The organism is Lentibacillus populi, from assembly GCA_014642895.1.
Taxonomy (GTDB): domain Bacteria; phylum Bacillota; class Bacilli; order Bacillales; family Amphibacillaceae; genus Lentibacillus_C; species Lentibacillus_C populi.
Genome location: BMJD01000027.1, coordinates 1 through 20,978, shown reverse-complemented (window position 1 = coordinate 20,978; position 20,978 = coordinate 1). Strand labels below are relative to the sequence as shown.

At 41.5% G+C, this 20,978-nt stretch carries 20 protein-coding genes; 11 read left to right on the top strand and 9 right to left on the bottom strand.

Going from position 1 to position 20,978, the window contains the following annotated elements; translation table 11 throughout:
* Nucleotides 1-9: 9 nt before the first annotated feature.
* From IEX12_RS15040 to IEX12_RS15005, 8 genes are all read left to right on the top strand, one after another.
* Nucleotides 10-1,509, top strand: a complete 1,500-nt coding sequence (locus IEX12_RS15040; protein WP_088053367.1) for an aldehyde dehydrogenase family protein — start codon at nucleotides 10-12, stop codon at nucleotides 1,507-1,509.
* 539 nt (nucleotides 1,510-2,048) lie between these two features.
* The gene (locus tag IEX12_RS15035; protein WP_088053368.1) at nucleotides 2,049-3,224 is read left to right on the top strand and encodes a saccharopine dehydrogenase family protein; all 1,176 of its coding nucleotides are present in this window, start codon (nucleotides 2,049-2,051) and stop codon (nucleotides 3,222-3,224) included.
* 189 nt (nucleotides 3,225-3,413) lie between these two features.
* Nucleotides 3,414-4,190 (top strand): IclR family transcriptional regulator, encoded by a 777-nt coding sequence (locus IEX12_RS15030; RefSeq protein ID WP_088053369.1) that lies wholly within the window; start codon nucleotides 3,414-3,416, stop codon nucleotides 4,188-4,190.
* A gap of 21 nt (nucleotides 4,191-4,211) precedes the next feature.
* Entirely contained in the window at nucleotides 4,212-4,535 is a 324-nt protein-coding gene (locus IEX12_RS15025; protein WP_088053370.1) for a DUF3870 domain-containing protein, read from the top strand.
* A gap of 487 nt (nucleotides 4,536-5,022) precedes the next feature.
* Entirely contained in the window at nucleotides 5,023-5,313 is a 291-nt protein-coding gene (locus tag IEX12_RS15020; RefSeq protein ID WP_371871328.1) for a hypothetical protein, read from the top strand.
* Nucleotides 5,297-5,677, top strand: a complete 381-nt coding sequence (locus IEX12_RS15015; RefSeq protein WP_088053371.1) for a retropepsin-like aspartic protease — start codon at nucleotides 5,297-5,299, stop codon at nucleotides 5,675-5,677. The genes IEX12_RS15020 and IEX12_RS15015 overlap by 17 nt, the downstream gene beginning before the upstream one ends.
* Nucleotides 5,678-5,987: 310 nt before the next feature.
* A complete protein-coding gene (locus IEX12_RS15010; RefSeq protein ID WP_155555447.1) occupies nucleotides 5,988-6,140 on the top strand; it encodes a hypothetical protein in 153 nt (50 codons plus the stop codon).
* Between the two features lie 238 nt (nucleotides 6,141-6,378).
* Nucleotides 6,379-6,930: a cupin domain-containing protein gene (locus IEX12_RS15005; RefSeq protein WP_088053372.1), complete on the top strand. Its 552-nt coding sequence runs from the start codon at nucleotides 6,379-6,381 to the stop codon at nucleotides 6,928-6,930.
* A gap of 380 nt (nucleotides 6,931-7,310) precedes the next feature.
* Here the strand turns inward: IEX12_RS15005 and IEX12_RS15000 are convergent, their stop codons facing one another.
* The 5 genes from IEX12_RS15000 to mreBH all read right to left on the bottom strand — a co-directional run bounded on the left by IEX12_RS15000 (nucleotide 7,311) and on the right by mreBH (nucleotide 13,296).
* Nucleotides 7,311-8,753 carry an NAD-dependent succinate-semialdehyde dehydrogenase gene (locus IEX12_RS15000; RefSeq protein WP_088053373.1) on the bottom strand — a complete coding sequence of 481 codons (1,443 nt, stop codon included), beginning with the start codon at nucleotides 8,751-8,753 and terminating at the stop codon, nucleotides 7,311-7,313.
* Nucleotides 8,754-8,840: 87 nt separating this feature from the next.
* Complete coding sequence (locus IEX12_RS14995; protein ID WP_088053374.1) at nucleotides 8,841-10,043, bottom strand: acyl-CoA dehydrogenase family protein; 1,203 nt, start codon at nucleotides 10,041-10,043, stop codon at nucleotides 8,841-8,843.
* Nucleotides 10,044-10,059: 16 nt separating this feature from the next.
* Nucleotides 10,060-11,217, bottom strand: a complete 1,158-nt coding sequence (locus IEX12_RS14990) for a CaiB/BaiF CoA transferase family protein (protein WP_088053375.1) — start codon at nucleotides 11,215-11,217, stop codon at nucleotides 10,060-10,062.
* 382 nt (nucleotides 11,218-11,599) lie between these two features.
* Entirely contained in the window at nucleotides 11,600-11,959 is a 360-nt protein-coding gene (locus IEX12_RS14985) for a DUF1428 family protein (protein WP_188725445.1), read from the bottom strand.
* 329 nt (nucleotides 11,960-12,288) lie between these two features.
* A complete protein-coding gene (mreBH, locus tag IEX12_RS14980; protein WP_102415755.1) occupies nucleotides 12,289-13,296 on the bottom strand; it encodes a rod-share determining protein MreBH in 1,008 nt (335 codons plus the stop codon).
* Between the two features lie 450 nt (nucleotides 13,297-13,746).
* Here mreBH and IEX12_RS14975 point away from each other — a divergent pair, with 450 nt between their 5' ends.
* Together IEX12_RS14975 and IEX12_RS14970 are read left to right on the top strand one after the other, a co-directional pair.
* Nucleotides 13,747-14,538, top strand: a complete 792-nt coding sequence (locus IEX12_RS14975; RefSeq protein ID WP_088053378.1) for a CAP domain-containing protein — start codon at nucleotides 13,747-13,749, stop codon at nucleotides 14,536-14,538.
* A gap of 243 nt (nucleotides 14,539-14,781) precedes the next feature.
* Nucleotides 14,782-15,111, top strand: a complete 330-nt coding sequence (locus IEX12_RS14970; protein WP_088053379.1) for a YflT domain-containing protein — start codon at nucleotides 14,782-14,784, stop codon at nucleotides 15,109-15,111.
* Nucleotides 15,112-15,440: 329 nt separating this feature from the next.
* On the opposite strand, the gene IEX12_RS14965 is transcribed toward IEX12_RS14970, so the two are convergent.
* A complete protein-coding gene (locus IEX12_RS14965) occupies nucleotides 15,441-16,751 on the bottom strand; it encodes a D-arabinono-1,4-lactone oxidase (protein WP_188725444.1) in 1,311 nt (436 codons plus the stop codon).
* Nucleotides 16,739-17,926, bottom strand: a complete 1,188-nt coding sequence (locus tag IEX12_RS14960) for an amino acid deaminase/aldolase (protein WP_188725443.1) — start codon at nucleotides 17,924-17,926, stop codon at nucleotides 16,739-16,741. Before IEX12_RS14960 ends, IEX12_RS14965 begins: the two co-directional genes overlap by 13 nt.
* Before the next feature lie 150 nt (nucleotides 17,927-18,076).
* Between IEX12_RS14960 and IEX12_RS14955 the strand changes: the two genes are divergently transcribed.
* A complete protein-coding gene (locus IEX12_RS14955) occupies nucleotides 18,077-19,072 on the top strand; it encodes a glutaminase (RefSeq protein WP_188725442.1) in 996 nt (331 codons plus the stop codon).
* Between the two features lie 36 nt (nucleotides 19,073-19,108).
* Here IEX12_RS14955 and IEX12_RS14950 read toward each other — a convergent pair whose 3' ends face one another.
* Nucleotides 19,109-20,605 (bottom strand): sodium:solute symporter family protein, encoded by a 1,497-nt coding sequence (locus tag IEX12_RS14950; protein ID WP_155555444.1) that lies wholly within the window; start codon nucleotides 20,603-20,605, stop codon nucleotides 19,109-19,111.
* A gap of 1 nt (nucleotide 20,606) precedes the next feature.
* Nucleotides 20,607-20,795, bottom strand: a complete 189-nt coding sequence (locus IEX12_RS14945; RefSeq protein WP_088053385.1) for a hypothetical protein — start codon at nucleotides 20,793-20,795, stop codon at nucleotides 20,607-20,609.
* Nucleotides 20,796-20,978 lie beyond the last annotated feature (183 nt).

The following is a 20,978-nucleotide window of genomic DNA, read 5'->3' as shown; positions in this document are numbered from 1 at the left end:
GTATTTAATATGGCAGAAGCATTATTAGAAGTAAGAAGCCTAAAAAACTTTATTAATGGGGAATGGATTGAATCAGACGGGAAAACGGCTGCGGTTGTTAACCCTGCAACTGGCGAAACTGTTGTTGAGGTACCGTTATCCAGCGGGGGAAGTGTGAATGATGCCGTGGCAGCTGCCAAAAAAGCACAAAAAGAATGGGCACTGGTGCCTGCACCACATCGAGCCGAGGTACTGTTTCGCGTTGGCAGCATGATGAAGGAACGGAAAGAAAAGCTTGCCCAATTATTAACAATGGAAAACGGAAAGGTTATTGAGGAAGCGCGCGGAGAAGTGCAGGAAGGAATTGATATGGCCTTTTACATGGCTGGTGAAGGACGCCGTTTGTTTGGGCAGACGACCCCGTCGGAATTAAAGGATAAATTCGCGATGAGCATGCGGGCACCAGTTGGTGTTGTTGGCATTATTACGCCATGGAATTTCCCGATTGCAATTGCCACTTGGAAGTCATTCCCAGCAATTGTTGCAGGAAATGCGGTTGTATGGAAGCCAGCAACCGAGACACCAATTATGGCCTTTGAACTTGCTAAGATTTTAGAAGAGGCAGGGCTGCCAAAAGGAGTTATGAACGTTGTGTTTGGCTCTGGATCAGAAGTCGGCGATGCGATGGTTGAACATGATGATATCCGGGTTATTTCCTTTACAGGGTCGAATGATACAGGAAGAAATATCGCCAGCAAATGTGGGATGAAACTGAAAAAAGTATCCCTCGAGATGGGCGGAAAAAATGCGGTAATTGTGATGGATGATGCTGATCTGGATTTGGCTGTGGAAGGTATTCTCTGGAGCGCCTTTGGCACAAGCGGCCAGCGCTGCACCGCATGCAGCCGTGTGATTGTTCACGAAGCGGTCAAGGAACGATTAGAAGAACGGCTGCTTGTGGAAATGGAGAAACTAACCATTGGAAACGGCTTGGACGAATCGATTAAAGTCGGTCCAATTATTAATCAAGCAGGTCTTGAGAAAATTAAACAGTACATCGAAATTGGTAAAGCGGAAGGGGCAAAAATGCTTGCCGGCGGTTATGTCCTGAATGAGGATGACCATCAAAAGGGAAATTATTTTTCACCGACCCTGTTCACGGATGCAACGGCGGATATGCGAATCGCCCAGGAAGAAATCTTTGGTCCCGTTGTTTCTTTGATTCCAGTTAAGAGTTTTGAAGAGGCGATTGAGGTAAACAACGGAGTAACGTACGGCTTATCAAGTTCGATTTTTACAGCAGATGTTAATCGTGTATTTAAAGCCCAGCGTGATCTTGATACCGGAATCGTCTACGTCAACGCTGGCACAACTGGCGCGGAAATTCACCTGCCATTCGGTGGAACAAAAGGAACAGGTAACGGGCACCGCGATTCTGGTGTTGCGGCACTCGACGTATTTACAGAATGGAAAGCGGTCTATGTGGATTACAGTGGAAAATTGCAGCGGGCGCAGATCGATGTAGAGTAGGTTAACACGGCATTAGCCGAGGCGTCTTAACGGTAGTCGGGTGGTTTACTATTTAGATAGTTGCTTGATCGATCCTTTTTGTAGCTTATCGTTACTTTTATCGGCGATTTTTGAGGTTTTACCGACGAATTTCTGGTGTTTTATCACTTTTATCAAGCATACAGAAACCCCGATCTAGAGGAGAAAAAGCCGATCGAACATGCAGAAACCCCGATCAGAAGAGGAAAAAAGCCGATCGAACATATAGAAACCCCAATCGAAGGGGAAAAAAGGCGATCGGCGCTTTCCACGATTTTAGCGCGATTCTAGGCTCACTAGGCTAGTGTTGGATTGCTGTTTTTTCGCTGGTTATCTACGGTGGCTGGAGTTTATTGAATTTTTTGTTTAAATGGAACTTTGCGGGCAGTTGAACCCCGCCTTTTGAGGCTTGTATTCGTTCCGCATTAAAAATGGGTGCTTCGCCTGCCCATTAAAACGGGATTAAGGAGCATTACTGCAGCCAAGTAGCTCTTAATAACTTTTCACAAGGAGTGGATTTGATGAAAATAGGTGTATTAGGATCTGGATTAATGGGAAAAGAAGCAGCACGGGACTTAGTCATGAGTTCAGGGGTAGCAGCAGTTGGCCTTGCCGATATCGACTTTGCCAGAGCACAACAGGTTTGTGATTCATTAAATTCTCCTAAACTGACAGCCTATCAAGTAAATGCCAGTGATGAAGACGAATTGGCAAATTATATGATGGAGTTTGATGTAATTATTAACGCCTTATTCTACTCCTTCAATGAATCTGTTGCTAAAACTGCTATCAAAGTTGGTGTTAATTCAGTTGATCTTGGTGGTCACATTGGCCATATGACGGATAAAGTATTAGCCCTCAAAGATGAGGCAAAGGCGGCTGGTGTGACACTAATTCCTGATCTTGGTGTTGCACCAGGGATGATCAATATCCTGTCCGGACATGGGGTATCAAAATTGGATAAGACGGAATCGATTAAATTGTATGTTGGCGGTATACCAGTACGTCCGGAACCACCGTTTGAATATAATCATGTATTCTCGATGGAGGGGGTTTTTGACCATTACACCGACCCGTCCCTGATTATTCGTGATGGCGTAAAACAGGAAATTCCGTCATTATCGGAAATCGAGCGCGTCTATTTTGAAAAATTTGGACCGCTGGAAGCCTTCCATACATCTGGTGGAACATCAACATTATCCATTTCTTATCCGAATTTGCAAACATTGGAATACAAAACGATTCGTTATCCGGGTCATGCCGAAAAATTCAAGCTGTTAGTAGATTTAAATTTAACTAGAATGGATTACGAAGTAGATGTAAATGGGCAAAAGATCAATCCACGCGAAGTATTGCTAAAAGTGCTCGATCCAATCGTCGATTTAAAAGACAAAGATGATGCGGTATTATTACGCGTGGTTGTTTCTGGAGAAAAGGATGGAAAACCTGCAACATTCCAATATGAAATGACGACGTACAAGGATCGGAACACAAATGTTACAGCGATGGCTCGCGCGACTGCTAATACGATCTCCGTTGTTGCACAAATGATTGCAAATGGTACAATAACGAAAAAGGGTGTCTATCCGCCGGAACAAATTGTTGCCGGAGATACCTATATTAAAGAAATGGCAAAGCGCGGTGTTATCATTAAGGAAACAAGTAATACCGAGAAAACGATACATGTAAATAGTTAATTTTAGTCCCTCTACTAAACTGGTAGAGGGATATCCATATTGCCTTTCCGGGGATACGGGATAAAAAGGGCTGCCGGTTCTTCATAACGAAATCGACTAACCTGCCGATTTCTACCAATCCGACCTCCGACTTCTGGCCTCTGGAAAGACGAGGCGGATGCCGAGTTTTTCTAAAGGAGTCTATTAATCATGAACCAAAGTGTAATCAAGGCACTAAAATTACTCGATTTATTTACCGAAGAAGATCAGGAATTGACACTAAAGGAAATTTCCTACAGAGCAAATATGCCGAAACCGACTGCTTACAGGCTGTTGTCGGCGTTGGAATCATGCAATTTTTTACATAAAACAAAGGAAACGGAGCATGACAGCCGCTACCGGTTAGGCTTAAAGCTGCTGGAATTAGGACAAATTGTCTCCGACCAACTGGAGCTTAGGGGAATTGCCCTGCCATTTATGGAAGAGCTGGCACATGAGATCAATGAAGTCATCCACCTCGTTATCGTCAATCAAAATGAGGCGACTTATATTGAAAAGGTAGAAAGTACAAGAGCACTGCGTCTGTATACGAGAATCGGGAAGAGCACGCCATTATATATGGGCTCCGGTCCTAAGTTGCTGCTTGCCTTTTTAGATGAAAAACGGAAGGAAAAAATACTGGATAGGGAGGAATTGCATTTTCTTGGTGATCATGAGCCTACTGATCGAAAAAGTTTGCTAGAGGAACTGGAAAAAATCCGTGAAGCAGGATATTCTTATAGTATAGGAGAACAAGACGCCGATACGACTGGAATATCCTATCCAATCTATGATCATCGCGGATATGTCGTTGCCGCACTGACTGTAAGCGGGTTGTCAAGCCATTTTGAGGGTGACAATCTTAGCTATATTAAAGCAAGTACGGAGAGGACAGCACAGGATATCTCCGAAAAGCTAGGCTACCGTGGGCGGGGTTTTGTTCGTTAATTCGGGGAGGATTGACAGAGAATGAATACGGTTTTTATTGCAGGGCATGCCAGACTTCCATCGGGGATGGCAGCGAAAAGTATTTACGATACGTTAACGATTACAGCTGAAATTGATAAAAAGTACGGGGTTATCGTTACCGCCGGTTGCACACTTGCCACCTTGCACGGCAGAGAGTATGTACAGCAGCTGCTGCGGGGCTATAGTTTGCAGGATGGGATTGAAAAACCGGTGCAGGAAGTGAAGGATCATTATTTGGGGAAAGCAGGAAATGCACTGGAATCGGCACTGAAGGATTTGTATAAGCAGTATGAGCAGTATCAGAGGGGTGCAGGGGCCAGGTGAATTACAAAGAGATTTTTTGTAAATGAATACTTGTTTTGTAGAAACAAAAAATCTTTTTTGTTATTGCAAATGCTGTAAAATTAAATAAAGTAATAATCGAACGGAGGTATTTGCTTGAAAAGGTTAGAGGGTATGCAGCCAAAATTATGAAGGAAATTATTCATAATGGAGAGTCAGTATATGAAATAGATGGTAAGCGGTATCATCTGCTGAAAGAATTCTTAAGTCAAACTCCCCCTATAAAGAGGATTTTGCGGAGCACTATTTAAATCCACCATATGAGGGGCCCTGATTAGTGAACTAATTGACTATCTCCCTTATTCCAGAATCACACTTCCATTTTTATAATCCCAACTTGGCTCAACTTTGTGAACGGTTAAAAGGAAGCTGCTATAAATAATAAATACATATGGTATATAGAAGAGCCAGGGTAATATCGTAGGGCAATTATATACAATGAAAAGATATATAGAAGGGTGTTATAATAATGGTACCAAACGAAGGGACGGTGAAAATCATGAAATGGTCAGAGGTCAGAGAATTATACCCTAATCAATTTGTTAAATTAAAAGTATTATCGTCTCATATTGAAAATAGTCAAGAATTCATTGAAGATATAGCGGTTATTAAGCCCGTGTCCGAGAAAAGTGCAACAACGGAATTATTAAACTCAATAGGTGACGAGTTGGTTTATCATACTGCTCATGAAAACATTGTGCTTGAAGTCCGCCAAGATGTAGGATTAAGGAGATTCCGCTATCATGAAAATCAAGCATAGATATGGATTACTTTTGGTTGATATTACATTAATATTTAATGGCAAAAGTAAAGTGATACAAAATATGGTAGTAGATACAGGAGCAGCTAGAACACTTATTTCCCAAGATATTGTGGAAGATATTGGACTACATGTTGATTTGCACGATCGAATTGTCACCTATTTTGGAGTTGGTGGAAAAGAACATGCATTTAGAAAACAAATAGACCAAATTCAAATTAGTGATTTTGTAGTTGAAAATGTAGAGGTAGATTTCAATGACTTTGGATATGAGGACATTAACGGATTACTTGGATTAGATTTGTTAATGCAAGCAGGATTTACAATAGACTTAATGCAACTTGAAATGGAGAGGAACAGTTAAAGGGAACTTTAAATACAATGGTTCTCTTTTGTTGTTATAGTATATAAGCCACATTTTATGTCTTCGTCTTAGTACCCCAGCTGCAGTAGAATTGCTTTGGCTCCGATATTAAACTTCAGGCGGATAACGATGGAAACAAGTATAGAGTAATGAGCAAACTGGAACATCAATTCCTTAACGCCCGGAAAATTGATAAAGAATACGGCTATATTATTGATGAAGGTAAATCCGGTGTGTTTTTGGAATCAGCTGGTGAAAAAGTTATCTGATTTTTAGTAAGGGTGAAGTCAAGGGTAAGGATAACGAATATGTGATGATTTTTGCTCCAGTTGAGGATCGCCAAAACTCCATTATTTTAGTTGGTGATGATATTAAACGTTCCATTAACGAAGTAAGACTTTTATATACTGTACTAAATAAGGACGCAATTTCCTATATGAATCGCGTTCATTTTGATAATTAGACAATTCTGTGGAATGAGACTATATGCAATTTCATTTGCTATTGTCTATCCACCTTTATTTTCATTATTATAATACGATGTACTAAAAAAATGGTAACACACTGTATTATAAAGGGGGGTTAGAATCGATAAAGATGAAGTTGTTTCATTAAAGTTACCTTAGGTGAAGTACACACACCTCTCCTACAATACATAGGATAATTTGTGAATAACAATTTATGTGAAGGGGTTGGGGAAAATGTACTGTGTGCCCTATACGTATCAATATCCTTATTATATGAATGTACCAATGCATACTTACAGAAATCTTACAGGTTATTGGGCTGATCCTAATGAGACATTTGGTTCGTATCGGTCATCTTATGGGGATAATAGGATTATGTTAAAAGATTATGGAGCAAACCCATTTGTTATAAATATCAATGAAGCCACCAAGCAAAACAATACGTATCGTACAGCAATATGGACAGGTAATCATTTGCAAGTTACATTAATGAGTCTCCATGTTGGCGATGATATTGGTTTGGAGATGCACCCTAACGTTGATCAATTCTTAAGGGTTGAACAAGGTCAGGGAATTGTCCAAATGGGCAAAGGTAGAGAAAATTTAAGTTTTCAAAGGAGAATTTTTGATGACTCTGCCATCATAATACCTGCGGGAATGTGGCACAATGTCACAAATACCGGAAATGTTCCTTTAAAACTATACTCGATATATGCCCCACCAAACCATCCATTTGGCACTGTTCATAGGACTAAAGCAGAGGCAATGGCTGCGGAAGAAGGATAAGTAATGGAAATGAAAAAACAAGCCACAATACCTCAGAAAGATAAATGTTAAATGCGCCTGTTTTAAGGACATTTACAACAGAATATCGGAATATGCTTCTATTTAGTATCAGAGTATATATTTTAATAGTAATTTGATTAAAAAATGTATACTAATTCACAAGAAAAGAATCCTTTCCAAACGGATTCTTTTTATTTATCGTAAAATATGGGCTTGGGAGGTGATTTTGATCAAACTATATTTTAAAGCTACTGTTACTAGAGTGTCTTAATCCGGGAAATATTTGCTTCAACAAATTTGGTTTCCTGATATAAGAAAGCGTTCCCCGACATTAATCTTGCCGGGGTGGATAGTTGACTGCGAACTAAAAAACTTTTCACTTATATCCCCATCGAAACAAACTTCCTCTCCAAAAATTCATCCATTCCATAATGACCGCCCTCTTTACCAATTCCGGACTGCTTTATACCGCCAAATGGTGCCTCGGCAACTGCAGGGAAAACATCGTTTACACCAACAATGCCGTAGTCCAGTTTTTCGGAAACGCGGATAGCGCGGCTCGTTTTCTCCGTGAAAATATACGCGGCCAGGCCATAATCCGTATCGTTTGCCTTTTCGATGACGGCTTGTTCATCGGAAAAGGCCTGGATCGGGATAATTGGACCAAATGTTTCCTCATTCATTACTTGCATGTCTTCGGTAATGTTGGAGAGAATGGTTGGCTCGTAAAAATAGCCGTCCATATTGCCATTCCATTTCGTACCGCCGCAGACAATTTGTGCACCTTTTTTCACTGCATCATCAAGATGTGTCTGAACTTTAATAGAGGCTTGCTCATTGATAAGCGGACCGAGATCGGTTCCGTCTTCCAGTCCATTACCGATTTTCAGTTGTTTTACTTTTTCGGTTAAAGCTTGCGTGAATTTTTCTTTTACCGATTCATGTACATATAACCGGTTGGCACAGATACATGTTTGACCATTATTTCGGAATTTGCTTGCTAGTGACATGCTAGCAGCTTTTTCTAAATCAGCATCGTCAAACACGATAATCGGTGCATGCCCACCAAGCTCCAGTGCTAGTTTTTTTACATGCTCGGCACTTTCCCGCATTAAGTATTTTCCAACAGCCGTTGAACCGGTAAATGTAATTAAACGGACGTCCTTACTTGTAAGCAGCGTATTGCCAATTGCTTCCGCGTCCCCGGTAACTAAATTAACGACGCCATTGGGCATTCCAGCACGTTCAAGAATTTTAACGATTTCAATGGCGGATAATGGTGTTTCCGGTGCTGGTTTTAGCACAACGGTACAGCCGGCGGCGAGCGCTGGTGCAATTTTCCGGGTAATCATCGAGGATGGGAAATTCCATGGTGTAATGGCACCGACGACCCCGACTGGTTGCGGTATAACGAGCATTCGCTTGGATTTAATGGACGATGGAATCCACTCACCGTAACTGCGGCTTGCTTCTTCCGCATACCAAAGCAGAAAATTGGCCGCACCTTTGACCTCGCCTGTTGCTTCTTTCAACGGTTTTCCTTGTTCGGTTGTTAAAATTTTTGCCAGACGGTCGGTTTCTTCCAACATAAGCTGATATGCTTTATATAAAATGTGCGAACGTTCACGCCCCGTCATCTCACTCCACGTGGTAAATGCATTGGCTGCGGCCGTGATCGCCTTTTTCGTTTCCACTTCACCACCGTAAGCCACTTCGGCAATTGGTTCAAGTGTTGCAGGGTTGTAGACGGTCGTCGTTTTATCCGATTCTGCACGCTGCCATTTGCCATCAATAAAAATACTGTTAATCATTGTATCGATCATCAAAAATTTCCTCCTTTAGCGAATAGGTCACATCTGGCCACCTACAATATATGAAACATCTACAGGTGAGATGCGACCGTGACAAAATTATTTAGAAACTAATTCCTTTTCCCAGGCTGGCAGCATTTTATTTAGCGGTTTGTCTTTGCGATAGCCGAGTACATATTCGGCTTGCATGATAGTGTGGATTTCACGGGTCCCTTCATATATAACAGGTGCCTTCGAGTTACGTAAATAGCGTTCTACTGGATACTCATCGGAGTAGCCATAGGCACCGTGGATTTGAACGGCATCATCAGCCGCTTGATTGGCAAAATCACAGGCTTGCCATTTTGCTAGTGACGTTTCTCTCGTATTGCGTTTCCCTTGATTTTTTAATTCGCCGGCACGGAACACGAGTAAACGGCTCATTTGCAAGCCCGCTTCCATCTTGGCAATCATTTGCTGAACGAGCTGGTGGCGGCCGATTTCTTTGCCGAATGTTTCCCGTTCGTGGCAATAGTTTACACTTGCTTCAAGGCATGCCATGATTTGCCCGCATGCACCGGCGGCAACGGTAAACCGTCCATTATCTAATGAGGCCATCGCAATTTTAAATCCTTCTCCTTCTTCGCCAAGCAGGTTTTCTGCTGGAACGCGAACATTATCAAAGAATAATTCACCGGTATTACCGGAACGAATGCCGTGTTTTCCTTTGATTGCTTTTGACGAAAACCCTTCCCACGTCCGCTCAACGATAAAGGCGGAAATGCCATGATGTTTCTTCGCTTTATCGGTATAGGCGAAAACGAGAAAGTGATCGGCGGTGTCACATAGTGAAATCCATGTCTTTTGTCCGTTTAAAACATAATGATCGCCATCCTTTACCGCAGTTGACTGAATGGAGGCAACGTCCGATCCCGCACCAGGTTCAGTCAGGCCAAATGCACCAACCTTTTCGCCTTTTGCTTGCGGGACTAAATATTTTTGCTTCTGCTCTTCGGTTCCCCATTGCAGCAGGGTCATACTATTCAATCCGGTGTGGACAGAAACTGCGGTCCGGAATGCGGTATCCCCGCGTTCGAGTTCCTCACAAACAATTGCCAGCGAATTATAGTCCATCCCGCTGCCGCCGTATTCTTCGGGGATACAAACACCCATCAGGCCAAGGTCGGCTAATCGGGTCATAATCTTAGTATCAAATTTTCCTTCCCGATCCCAGTCTGAAGCGTACGGCATAATTTCTTTGTCGACAAAATTTCGTACTGTATCCCGTAGCATTTGTTGTTCTTCTGAAAGTTCAAAGTTCATCTGATCATCTCCTAAATTAATTTGTCTTAGTCAATCCAAGCTTTGTTAAAATTTCATTTGTATGTTCACCAGCATCAGGCGGATGATGTTTCACCGTGACAGGCGTCCGGGAAAATTTCAACGGACTGCCGATCATTTTTATCTCCCCAGCTGTTGGATGCTCATATTCAATAAACATCTTCCGTGCCTTTAATTGTGGGTCATTCGCGACTTCTTCCAGGTTTTGAATCGGCCCGCACGGAATGTTATGCTGCCGGCATTGCTCCTGCCAGTACAAAGTGGATTTTGTCGAAAACACTTTCTGCAGCAAAGGTACTAATTCATCCCGGTGCTCAACCCGGCTCGGATTCGTCTGAAAACGTTCTTCACTGGCGATTTCCGGTTTTTCCAGAATACCACATAGTGCCTTAAATTGATTGTCGTTCCCTACCGCAATGACCATTTCCCCATCTGCAGTTTTGAAGGTCTGATAGGGGACAATGTTAGCATGATGATTGCCAAGTACTTGCGGAATTTCACCTGACATCAAATAGTTGCTGCCGATATTGACAAGGGAGCTGACTGCAGAATCATAAAGGGAAATATCAAGCTTCTGCCCTTTGCCAGACTGGGTGCGTTCGAGTAATGCACCTTGGATGCCGATACAGGCGTATAACCCTGTCAAAATATCAGTAATGGCAATACCAACCTTTTGCGGACCTGAATCCTCACTGCCAGTAATACTCATAAACCCACTCATCGCCTGAATGATAAAGTCATATCCTGGCATGTGCTGATAAGGACCTGTTTCACCAAAGCCAGTAATAGAGCAGTATACAATCCCCGGATTGATTGTGGTGAGCGTATCATAGTCAAGCCCAAATCGCTCCATTGTACCGGATTTAAAGTTATTAATGATGACATCGCTTTCAGAAACCAGCTTTTTAATAGCCTCAATACCTTCAGTGGATTTCAGGTCGACGGTGATACTCTTTTTGTTGCGGTTGGCACATAAATAATAGGCACTTACACCATTTTGAAACGGGGGACCCCAGCCTCTCGTTTCATCACTTCCGCCTGGTGCTTCGACCTTAATAACCTCGGCCCCCATATCGCCAAGGATCATCGTACAATAGGGGCCAGCTAAAACACGGGATAGATCAAGCACTTTCACATTTTCCAGTGCTCCCGTCATGTCACCACTCCTTTCTTGAAATGTTAGAAAAACTCGGTTATTCGCCTCGTCCATACTAACGAGTCTAAAGTTTCTCTTATACTTTTATCCTATGAAATCTTAAAGTGAAAAAAGCCAATTCAAATTGACCACAGTCGTGTTGCTGCAAGTCAATGTGAACTGGCTTTATATCTGCTGGAACAGAACTGGGATAGTACTGTAAACAGATTAGGCAGTGTATGTTTTGTAATGGTTTGGCTTCTTATCGCATAGTTCGATTCGTAAACTTATAATCATGTGAACGGAACATGGCATTGTTTCCAACATGATTCATTAATTCCTATTATATTTTGTTCTGAATAATTTGTAAATCCCTTTTTCTAAAAAATATTGAAATGCTGTATTATTTCCTGTCGCCAGTTGTAAACGTAGCAGAGATCACCCTGGTAAAATCAATGATCTTGGTCATTTCATCATATAACCGGCTAATTTCTTCATCCTGATTAACCTGTTTCATGACATCCTCATAATGGGACTTATTACGAAATACACTCTGCCCTAAATAAACGGCTTCATCTTCTGCTACATCAATAATTGACATTAATCCCGTACAGCCATGCTGACCATGTAACGCATCAGCGAGATATATAGTGTCTTCCAAGGCACCATTTGCCAAATAAATTTCGCTAGCCTTTTCAGTAATATCTAAAAACGTCTGTTCATGTACTTTTTTGATGCGATAAATGTAAATAATTGTATACATGCAATCACCTCGCTACATTACTCTATATATTCAACACGTATCGGGAAAATCCTTTATTTTTTTGAGAAAGTTGTTAGATTGAGGGGTTAGTGGGGAAATCCTTGGATCTAATGGTAAATGTCTGCAAAGGTTATTGTTAAAACCAGCATTATTTATTTTTTTTAAAAGTCTTAAAAATGAATTTCAGGTTTCCTTTCGTGAACTTCAGCATAATCAGTATGAACTTTAGCCTTTTGCTCCTTTTTAACCGATGTACTTCCATAGATTGGATAAATTTAGAAATAGCAAATAGCCGTACACTATATCGGCGTACGGCCACAAATAGTCTATTATTTCGCGGCTTTTTGCAGCTTTGATATCATTTTCAAAGCCCGTCCTGTCCCGACTGCAACCGACTCAAGGGGATTTGGTGCAATGTGAACAGGAACAATAATTTCCTGCGCCAGCCAATCCTTCATTCCGTTCAATAGGGAGCCACCGCCTGTTAAAACGATACCCCGATCAACAATATCACCGCTTAATTCCGGCGGGCAGTTCTCAAGTGTCGCACGGATTGCCTCCAGGATCTGCTGCAATGATTCTTTTAATGCATTATAAATTTCAAATGATGAAATGGTAACAGTTTTTGGTAAACCGGTGACCATATCACGTCCGCGAACATCCATTGTTTCTTCCTTATGATCAGGATGTGCGTAGCCAATTTCGATTTTAATATTTTCTGCTGTTCGTTCCCCGATAAGAATGTTGTATTTTTTGCGGATGTACTGGATAATCTCTTCATCCATCTTGTCGCCGCCAATCCGGACAGAATTGCAGGAGACAACCCCGCCAAATGAGATAATTCCTACTTCGGAAGTACCACCGCCAATGTCGACAACCACATTAGCGATTGGCTCGTCTACTGGTAAATCGGCGCCAATCGCAGCAGCAACTGGTTCTTCAATTAAGTGGACCTGTTTTGCGCCGTAGCTTGTGACTGCATTATGAATGGCGCGGCGTTCAACTGTGGTACTTCCAGATGGTGTACAAACAACAATAGTAGGTTTCCGCATCGACAGTCCCATTTTTTTGCTGACCTTTTTCAAAAATTCCTTCAGCATCTGAGCGGTCACATCATAATCCGCAATAACGCCGTCTTTTAAAGGTCGAATCGGAACAATGTTTTGCGGTGTTTTTCCTACCATCTCTTTTGCTTCTGCACCGACCGCAACAACATTTTTTGTATTAACATCGATGGCCACAACGGACGGCTCATTTAAAACAATTCCTTTTGATTTTGAATATATAAGTATATTTGCCGTACCTAAATCTATTCCAATTTCTGCATTAGATAACATATAAGCTCCTCCAATGATGACAGTTTTCTAATTAAATATCTTCTATACCATAACATAATTTTTGGGGGTAGATAAGCACTTTACATATTTTGTTATTTAGTAGGTTGGGAGGATGATTCTTTAACTCGATCAGGACAACTCCAATCATTAAATCGTTGAAAAATCAAGTAACAATCTGATTACAAATTCAGATATTTTGTAATATAACATCGGAAATTGCGGGGGTGTCAATAGCGGATTTACTGTAATTTTTACCAGTGTATTGAACATTTTCCTGTTTGACCGATATTATACAAGTCTATTTTTCTTGGAAATTAAAGATTTTTATTGACATGCCCTGTAAATTATTTTTGTTTATTCTGCGTTGGCAGGCCTTTCCAGCTTTATTACAAAAAAACCATGCTATGATTAGTTTTGCAAAAACAAAAACCAAAGGAGAGTGCATGAAAGATGTTGAAAAAACTCGGCGTCGTTACGGCGTTATCGACAGCATTATTATTTGGCGGAGCGTTATCTTCTGTAGATGCATCGGCTAACACAGATCATTCATCAGATAAAACATATAAAGTTTATTATTCTGTTAATGGTGGAAACTGGCACAAATCTTCACAAGGCAACAATAGTAATCTACTAAATGATTATTTCAAGCATTGCCAACTGAATTGGAAACATCAAGGTGATCAGCAAGCACAAGCCGATAAAGACAAACAAGAAGGAAAACAGCCAGAGCAAACACAAGAACAACCACAAGAACAACAAAAGCAAACACAAGAACAGCCGAAGCAAACAGACAAAACAGAGACAACTACACAACAGCCTGCTGCAGATAAAAATGAACAGCAAAATGAGTCACAATCACAAGGGTTAAGCCAATATGAACAACAAGTTGTTGACTTAACCAATCAAGAGCGTGAAAAGCAAGGCCTATCACCACTTAAAGTAGATGCGGAATTAAGCAAAGTAGCACATGAAAAATCACGTGATATGAGTGCAAATGGTTACTTTTCTCATAACAGCCCAACGTACGGCTCACCATTCGATATGATGAAGCAATATGGTATTAGCTACCGTTCAGCTGGAGAAAACATTGCCAGAGGGCAACGTACACCGGAAGAAGTCGTAAATGGCTGGATGAACAGTGAAGGTCACCGTGCCAACATTTTAAATCCGAAATTCACCCATATTGGTGTAGGATATGTTGAAAACGGCAATTACTGGACGCAAGAATTTATCGGAAAATAAACGGATGATGAGGGACTAGCTGCGAGGTTAGTCTCTTTTTTTATCGAAATATAATAGGAAGATACGTTTTCAATCTCATGAAGAAACTTGATTGATCGGTATTATTACCTGGAATTTACATGTAATCGTTATTTCCCCACATTTTTTTACGTTTAACCATAATGGATACGGGTATAAAAATTATAGAGCTGAAGGACAGGTATCATGCTCTGAACCAATCTATCAATTTGAGGAGGAGATTTCATGAAACCAATAGTAAAGGAATTTCAGGATGATACTGCTTTAATGACTGAAGTGAAAGAACTGTCAGCAAAAGGAATCCATAAGGACAACTTGTATGTAATGTCTCACGATGCCGATCGGACCAATAGAGTAGCTGAAAAAGTTGATGCTAATAAGGTTGGTGTGAGTGAAGAAGGACTAGGCACAGCGGTTGGAAACATTTTTCGTAAAAAAGGTGATGAACTCCGTCAGAAATTTAAAGAACTCGGTTTTGCACAACATGAAGCGAACGAGCTTGAAGAGAAGCTGGATCATGGAAAAATTCTGCTGATTGTGAATCAAGCTAGCTAAACATTGTTAAGTGAGTTGGCGCTTAAGTTAAACAGAGATGATTGCCAGAAAAACGAACTCTGAAAGACCTTTAGCGAGGCTTTCAGGGTTCGTTCTGTGTAGTATTTGTAAACCTATTTGTTTGAATAACTCCGAAGATTATGCAAAAGGAATGTTGCTGTGTCAGCGGTGAAGAAAGGTTTTCGATCAGCGATTTCTCACTTTTGATCGGCGAATTTCTCCCTTTCGATGTCGTGATACATTCAACCAAAGAAGCGCTTGATTATTATACGATTCACAGCTTATCTCAAAAAATATTCAGATACAATTATTAATTGTCTTAAAGTTTGCTAAGAAACTGCAAACAATTTCTGAAGATACGCATTCAAAAACATCCCATTCGGATCAAGCTTAGCACGTACATGCAAAAAGTCGTGGAATTTTGGATATGCCAACGCCAGCTTCTGTGCCGTCATGTTGTGCATTTTTCCCCAATGCGGGCGACCTCCATGATACTGAAATATTTCTTCCATGGCGTTAAAATAGGGCTCGAATTCCATGCCTTTGTACATGTGAACGGCGATATAGGCGGAATCGCGCTGATAGGCCGGGCTAAGCCAAATATCATCCCCTTTTACATAGCGGCACTCAATTGGAAAATGCACCGCGAACTTTTGATTTTCCAGTACGTATTGAATATCCTCAAGCACAACGCGCATCCTTTCTGCAGGCACACTGTATTCCATTTCATAAAATTTTACTAATCGTGGGGTTGCATACAATGCATGGCTATTACCGGCCTCTTTAGCTGAGGGAATACCTAATGCCGAAATATTGCTTGCCGTTTTACTCAATCTAGGCTGCATACGGCACATTTGGGATAATAGCCAAAACGCACCGTTTTCGATCACGATTTTATTAAATGTACTTCCTTTTTTATTCGGCTGCGGGTTAGTTCCGGAGCTGTTCATTAGCTTTATTTGCACCGTTTTCGTGTACGGGAACCAAAAAAATTCAAAATGGCGGTTTGCCTGTTTTAATTCGTCTAACCGTGCTAAACAGTGATTAAGCGGTGTTTTGTAGGTTTCACTAATTAATTGATGCGATGGTATAACCTGCAACTGTACTTTGACAATTACGCCAAGCATTCCTAATGATATCCGTGAGGCTTGGAAAAATTCCGCGTTTTTATCCGCAGCTATTTCCATTTGTTTACCAGATGCCGTAATGACTGTCAGCATGGTAACCTGTGTAGAGATGCTGCCAAAGTTAATCCCGGTACCGTGAGTTCCAGTACTTATCGCACCGGCGATGGACTGGACATTAATATCACCGAGGTTCTCCATTGCGTATCCTTCTTTATAAAGTAATTCGCCAAGGTCTTTCAAAGTAGTCCCTGCCCATACTGTAACAAGGTCTTGTTCCCGGTCAATTGTATCGATTCCAGTTAAATGCTTAAGCGAAACGAGTACCTCGCTTGTTGCGGCCAATGGGGTAAAGGAATGGCCCGCACCGACCACCCGTATTTTTTTCCCTGTTGCATTACATTCTGCAACTATTGCCGCAATTTCATTTACCGTTTTCGGATGCCGAAATGCCTCCGATCGGCTCATTACCGTTTCTGACCAGTTTTTCCATTCATTTGTTTTTACAGAAAACATTGATTGTCCCCCCTGTAGGTCGTGTATTTACCAATTATCCTTCCATTTTGGATAAGATGAAGGTAATGGAAACGTTCACATAATTCTCCAGCTTTACTATGACGCATGATAATTGGATCACCGTGGGTAAGCTGGATTTTTCCGGCATAATAAATTGGTGTTTGCACTTCGCCGGCACCCTCATTCGCAATAAGTTTGGCACCTTCAGGCAAATAAACATGTGGCTGCTTATCATGACCCGTAGCTCCCGAAGCAATATAGCCGCCACCTGAACAAGTATAAATATGACTTGTCGGAATACGGGTGATTTCAATGGCAAATCCAACAGCTGGCTGTCGTTTAAATGCTTGATAATAGTCGAACAAACCCGGATTAAAAAAGCCCGATCCAACAGTCACCTCCGTAACTTCTGTTTCACGTGATGTTTGATGCAGGCTCCCTGTACCACCACCATTGACAAATCGCAATGAAATACCTTTCCTTTTTATTGCTTTGATGATCATGTCTCGCTTTTTGATCAGTTCTGCTGATGATTTTCTTTTCAAAAATCGGATTACATTATTTTTTGCCTTCTGATTTGGGTCATTGTCGGTAACACCGGCGATCTGCGCTTCATACCCCATTACCCCGTCAATTTGCAGGTAGTTGGAGCCAGTGGCGCGGTTGATAATTGCCATTGCGTGTTCAAGCGTTTTTATCGGTGAACGGTGCACACCAAAATGAAGACCAAAAAAATCACTAGACAGGTCGATATCGATACATACTAAGAATGTACAATGTTCCGCCTTGGCGGCTTTTTCCAGACGATCAATGTGCTCAATTGAATCAATCATCACGGTAATGATATGATTGTCTCTCCTGAGTTTAGCAATCTGTTTTAAGTGGTAAGTATCCCAAACTGGATATGCGATTAGCAGATCGTCAAAACCATGCCCATTTAAATACACGGCTTCATCAGCTGTAAAGCACATAATCCCTTGAAAAACAGGGGAGGCGTTAAGAATCGTTTTTAAGACAGCAACACTGCGAATTGATTTACTGGCAATCCGTATCTTTTTGTTATTGCTTTTCCCGGTGATATCATGGATATTTTCAGCCAGCACATCAAGATTCAGGAATGCACATGGTTTTGTTACATTTTTTAATGCCTCTTTGTAGTAATCATAGTCCGGCATAACAAAAACTCCTTTGTAAACATATCGTTGCAGATAGATGGTGATATAGTATCTTTATACTTATGGTAGCATAAGAACACACATAACAGGGAAAATTCTGAAATAATTTTTGTGCATCGCTTTTACATAACTTTTCGTGAGGTGATCGTAATGGTGCAAGGAGCAGCAAACTGGAATACGGAGCAAACGCAGGAATGGCTTGAGAATTATGTTGATGATTGGGTATCCTTTTACCGAAAACATACAACGGAAGGAAAAGTGGCTTCCTATATCCCGATTTTGGCTGAAGCAAATCGAGACCATTTAGGTATTTCCATCATGGGGAAAGATGGGATGACGATTCGGTCAGGTGACGTCGATATCCCATTTACCATCCAGAGTATTTCAAAGGTGTTAAGTTTTATTACTGCCTGTATGGAACGGGGTGTTGGCTATATGCTTGACCGGGTTGATGTGGAGCCAACTGGAGAGGCTTTTAATTCGATCATGCATTTGGAAATGAAACAGGTAAAAAAGCCGTTCAATCCATTAATTAATGCAGGGGCAATTACTGTAACATCAATTTTACAAGGAAAAACGTCCGATCAAAAGCTGAAACCAATCCTGAATTTAATGGAGGCGATGCTTGGGTATCGTCCAGCGATTAATGTTGATGTTTATGAATCAGAGCGAGATTCTTCGATGCGAAACCGGGCAATTGGCTATTATTTGCTGGAAACCGGATTCCTTGAATCAGATCTAAACATAACGTTGGAAACTTATTTCAAACAGTGCTCCATCGAAGTGACGGTGGATGATCTCGCCAGAATCGGAATGATCTTGGCAAATGATGGGGAGGATCCGAAAGCAGAGAAAGAGATTATCCCCCGCCAGGTTGCGCGTATTGTGAAGGCGTTAATGTTAACTTGTGGAATGTATGATGCCTCCGGAAAATTTGCGACATACGTCGGGATTCCGGCGAAAAGTGGTGTTTCCGGTGGGATAATGGCAGTAGCACCACCAAGGGTTCGTGAGGAAGAATTACCATTTATTGAGGGCTGTGGCATCGGTGTGTATGGTCCAGCATTAGATAACAAAGGGAACAGTATAGCAGGAATTCGTTTATTGCGGCATATCGCCAAGCAATGGGATTTAAGTATCTTTTAAAGAAATAAGGAAGGTACACTGGGGCTTGTTCCTTCCTTATTTCAGTTCTTTTTGTGATATCTGCTGTTGCTTTTTCTCCGGCTTCGTTTTCAATATAGTGATAAATAGCTCCGCCTTTTTTACAGGAGCCTTTGTCGCCAAACTTACACCAATAAAAAGTACTGTGGAAATGATGAGCCCCCAAATCCCGGCAGCCAGTCCAAACGGTTTTAAACCGGTGAATTCCAACATCATGACGATAACTGCACCAATTGATACACTGGAAATGACACCTGCAGCGGTTCCACGTCTCCAAAAAAAGGTACCAAAAAACGCTGGAACTGTAACAATTAATCCGGACGATGCTGCGACAGACAATATGGCTATCAGGTTAAGTTCCAGCTCGGCAAAGGCAAACGCCAAAATTGCGATGATAGGAATCACGATTTTTCCAACCCGTAATTGTTTCGCATCAGAGGCATCTTTTTGCAAGTTCCCATATACATCACGTGCGACCATCGATGACAATGTCAGCATAATCGAATCGATGGTCGAAACAGCAGCAGCGAGAATACCAATCATGACGATAACACCAAGAACCGGTGGTACCAGGTCAGACGATAATAATTTTGGTGTTGCCAAATCGGCTGTAGTTAGATCAGGAAACATTTGAAGTGCAGAAAATCCCCATAATACCGATACGAAGGTGTAAATAAAGCCAAATACAAGAAAACCAATCAGCATTTGCCGTAACCCCTTTAGTGATGCAGGCATAAACATTCGCTGACTCACCTGGGGATTGGACAAGCTAAAGAAAAACCATGGCAGTGTCAAGCCAAGAAATGTTAAGAAATTAAAATAGCCATTGCCCGGTACGGAAAGTGCATCAGGATGATCGGTTTGCAATGTAGCAAAAAACGAGCCAAAACCACCTAACCCATGGATTACCAATAGCACAACGAGTGTAGATGTAATAATCATGATCACTGCTTGCAGGGAATCTGTCCAAACAACGGAACGAATGCCAGCTGTATAAGAAAAAAGAATGGCTAGGCCAGTGGCAATCACAACTCCCACGGTAAAGGGAATGGCATTATTGGTGATTCCCTGTAATAAATAGCCTATGCCTGCGAGCTGAACTGCACAGTATGGAATAAGAAACAAACAATTTACAATTGAAATAGCCGCAGCTGCCGTTTTACTTTCATAACGATCCCCAACCATTTCCGAAGGTGTAACATAGCCAAATTTTTTCCCTGCCAGCCAAAAACGCGGACCGAATAAGGCAACGAGCGAAACACCGGTGAAGTAAACTATTTCAAACCCAAGCGCACCGACCCCGCCTTGATACGTAAGACCGGCCAAACCGACCAGCATAAAAGCACTGTACGTTGTGGCACTGTAGCTTAATGCTGATAAAATCCCATTCATGTTGCGGCCGCCAAGGAAGTAACCAGACATATCCGTCCGGTTCCCACGTCGCGCCATCAATGCAACGGCTAATGCTAAAACAACATAAATTACAATTCCCAAAGTTACCAGATTTGAACTCATTTTATTCCCTCCAATCCCTTGTGACCATGATATTCGCTACGATAATCAGGATCCCGATAATACCCCACAGCAAAAAACTGCCATACCAGGCCTGAATCCCTGACATAATTGTGTAGGGGAGGATATAGGATAACAGTATTAAAAAAACGATTAGTGCGCCCCATAACATTTTTGCGTTCTTTCTGTTCATCTGCTTTCTCCTTTTACATGAATGTTTTTAGAAAAACTGGGCATTCGTTTCGTCTATAATAGCTGAAGCGAAGTTTTTCTTATACCATAAGAAACCAACATGGCTCCGCATTCGCGCAGCCACCATCTATGATGAAAAAGAATTTCTAGCCTGGATAGGAGGTATATCACATTCATTTATTGC

Coding starts and splice junctions, on each gene's coding strand:
- IEX12_RS15005 (WP_088053372.1), top strand. CDS start 6,379: ATGTACTGTGTGCCCTATACGTATCAATATCCTTATTATATGAATGTA.
- IEX12_RS15000 (WP_088053373.1), bottom strand. CDS start 8,753: ATGATCGATACAATGATTAACAGTATTTTTATTGATGGCAAATGGCAG.
- IEX12_RS14960 (WP_188725443.1), bottom strand. CDS start 17,926: ATGCCGGACTATGATTACTACAAAGAGGCATTAAAAAATGTAACAAAA.
- IEX12_RS14955 (WP_188725442.1), top strand. CDS start 18,077: ATGGTGCAAGGAGCAGCAAACTGGAATACGGAGCAAACGCAGGAATGG.
- IEX12_RS15015 (WP_088053371.1), top strand. CDS start 5,297: ATGAAAATCAAGCATAGATATGGATTACTTTTGGTTGATATTACATTA.
- IEX12_RS15040 (WP_088053367.1), top strand. CDS start 10: ATGGCAGAAGCATTATTAGAAGTAAGAAGCCTAAAAAACTTTATTAAT.
- IEX12_RS14990 (WP_088053375.1), bottom strand. CDS start 11,217: ATGACGGGAGCACTGGAAAATGTGAAAGTGCTTGATCTATCCCGTGTT.
- IEX12_RS15025 (WP_088053370.1), top strand. CDS start 4,212: ATGAATACGGTTTTTATTGCAGGGCATGCCAGACTTCCATCGGGGATG.
- IEX12_RS15035 (WP_088053368.1), top strand. CDS start 2,049: ATGAAAATAGGTGTATTAGGATCTGGATTAATGGGAAAAGAAGCAGCA.
- IEX12_RS15020 (WP_371871328.1), top strand. CDS start 5,023: ATGGTACCAAACGAAGGGACGGTGAAAATCATGAAATGGTCAGAGGTC.
- IEX12_RS14985 (WP_188725445.1), bottom strand. CDS start 11,959: ATGTATACAATTATTTACATTTATCGCATCAAAAAAGTACATGAACAG.
- mreBH (WP_102415755.1), bottom strand. CDS start 13,296: ATGTTATCTAATGCAGAAATTGGAATAGATTTAGGTACGGCAAATATA.
- IEX12_RS15030 (WP_088053369.1), top strand. CDS start 3,414: ATGAACCAAAGTGTAATCAAGGCACTAAAATTACTCGATTTATTTACC.
- IEX12_RS14995 (WP_088053374.1), bottom strand. CDS start 10,043: ATGAACTTTGAACTTTCAGAAGAACAACAAATGCTACGGGATACAGTA.
- IEX12_RS14945 (WP_088053385.1), bottom strand. CDS start 20,795: ATGAACAGAAAGAACGCAAAAATGTTATGGGGCGCACTAATCGTTTTT.
- IEX12_RS14950 (WP_155555444.1), bottom strand. CDS start 20,605: ATGAGTTCAAATCTGGTAACTTTGGGAATTGTAATTTATGTTGTTTTA.
- IEX12_RS14970 (WP_088053379.1), top strand. CDS start 14,782: ATGAAACCAATAGTAAAGGAATTTCAGGATGATACTGCTTTAATGACT.
- IEX12_RS14975 (WP_088053378.1), top strand. CDS start 13,747: ATGTTGAAAAAACTCGGCGTCGTTACGGCGTTATCGACAGCATTATTA.
- IEX12_RS14965 (WP_188725444.1), bottom strand. CDS start 16,751: ATGTTTTCTGTAAAAACAAATGAATGGAAAAACTGGTCAGAAACGGTA.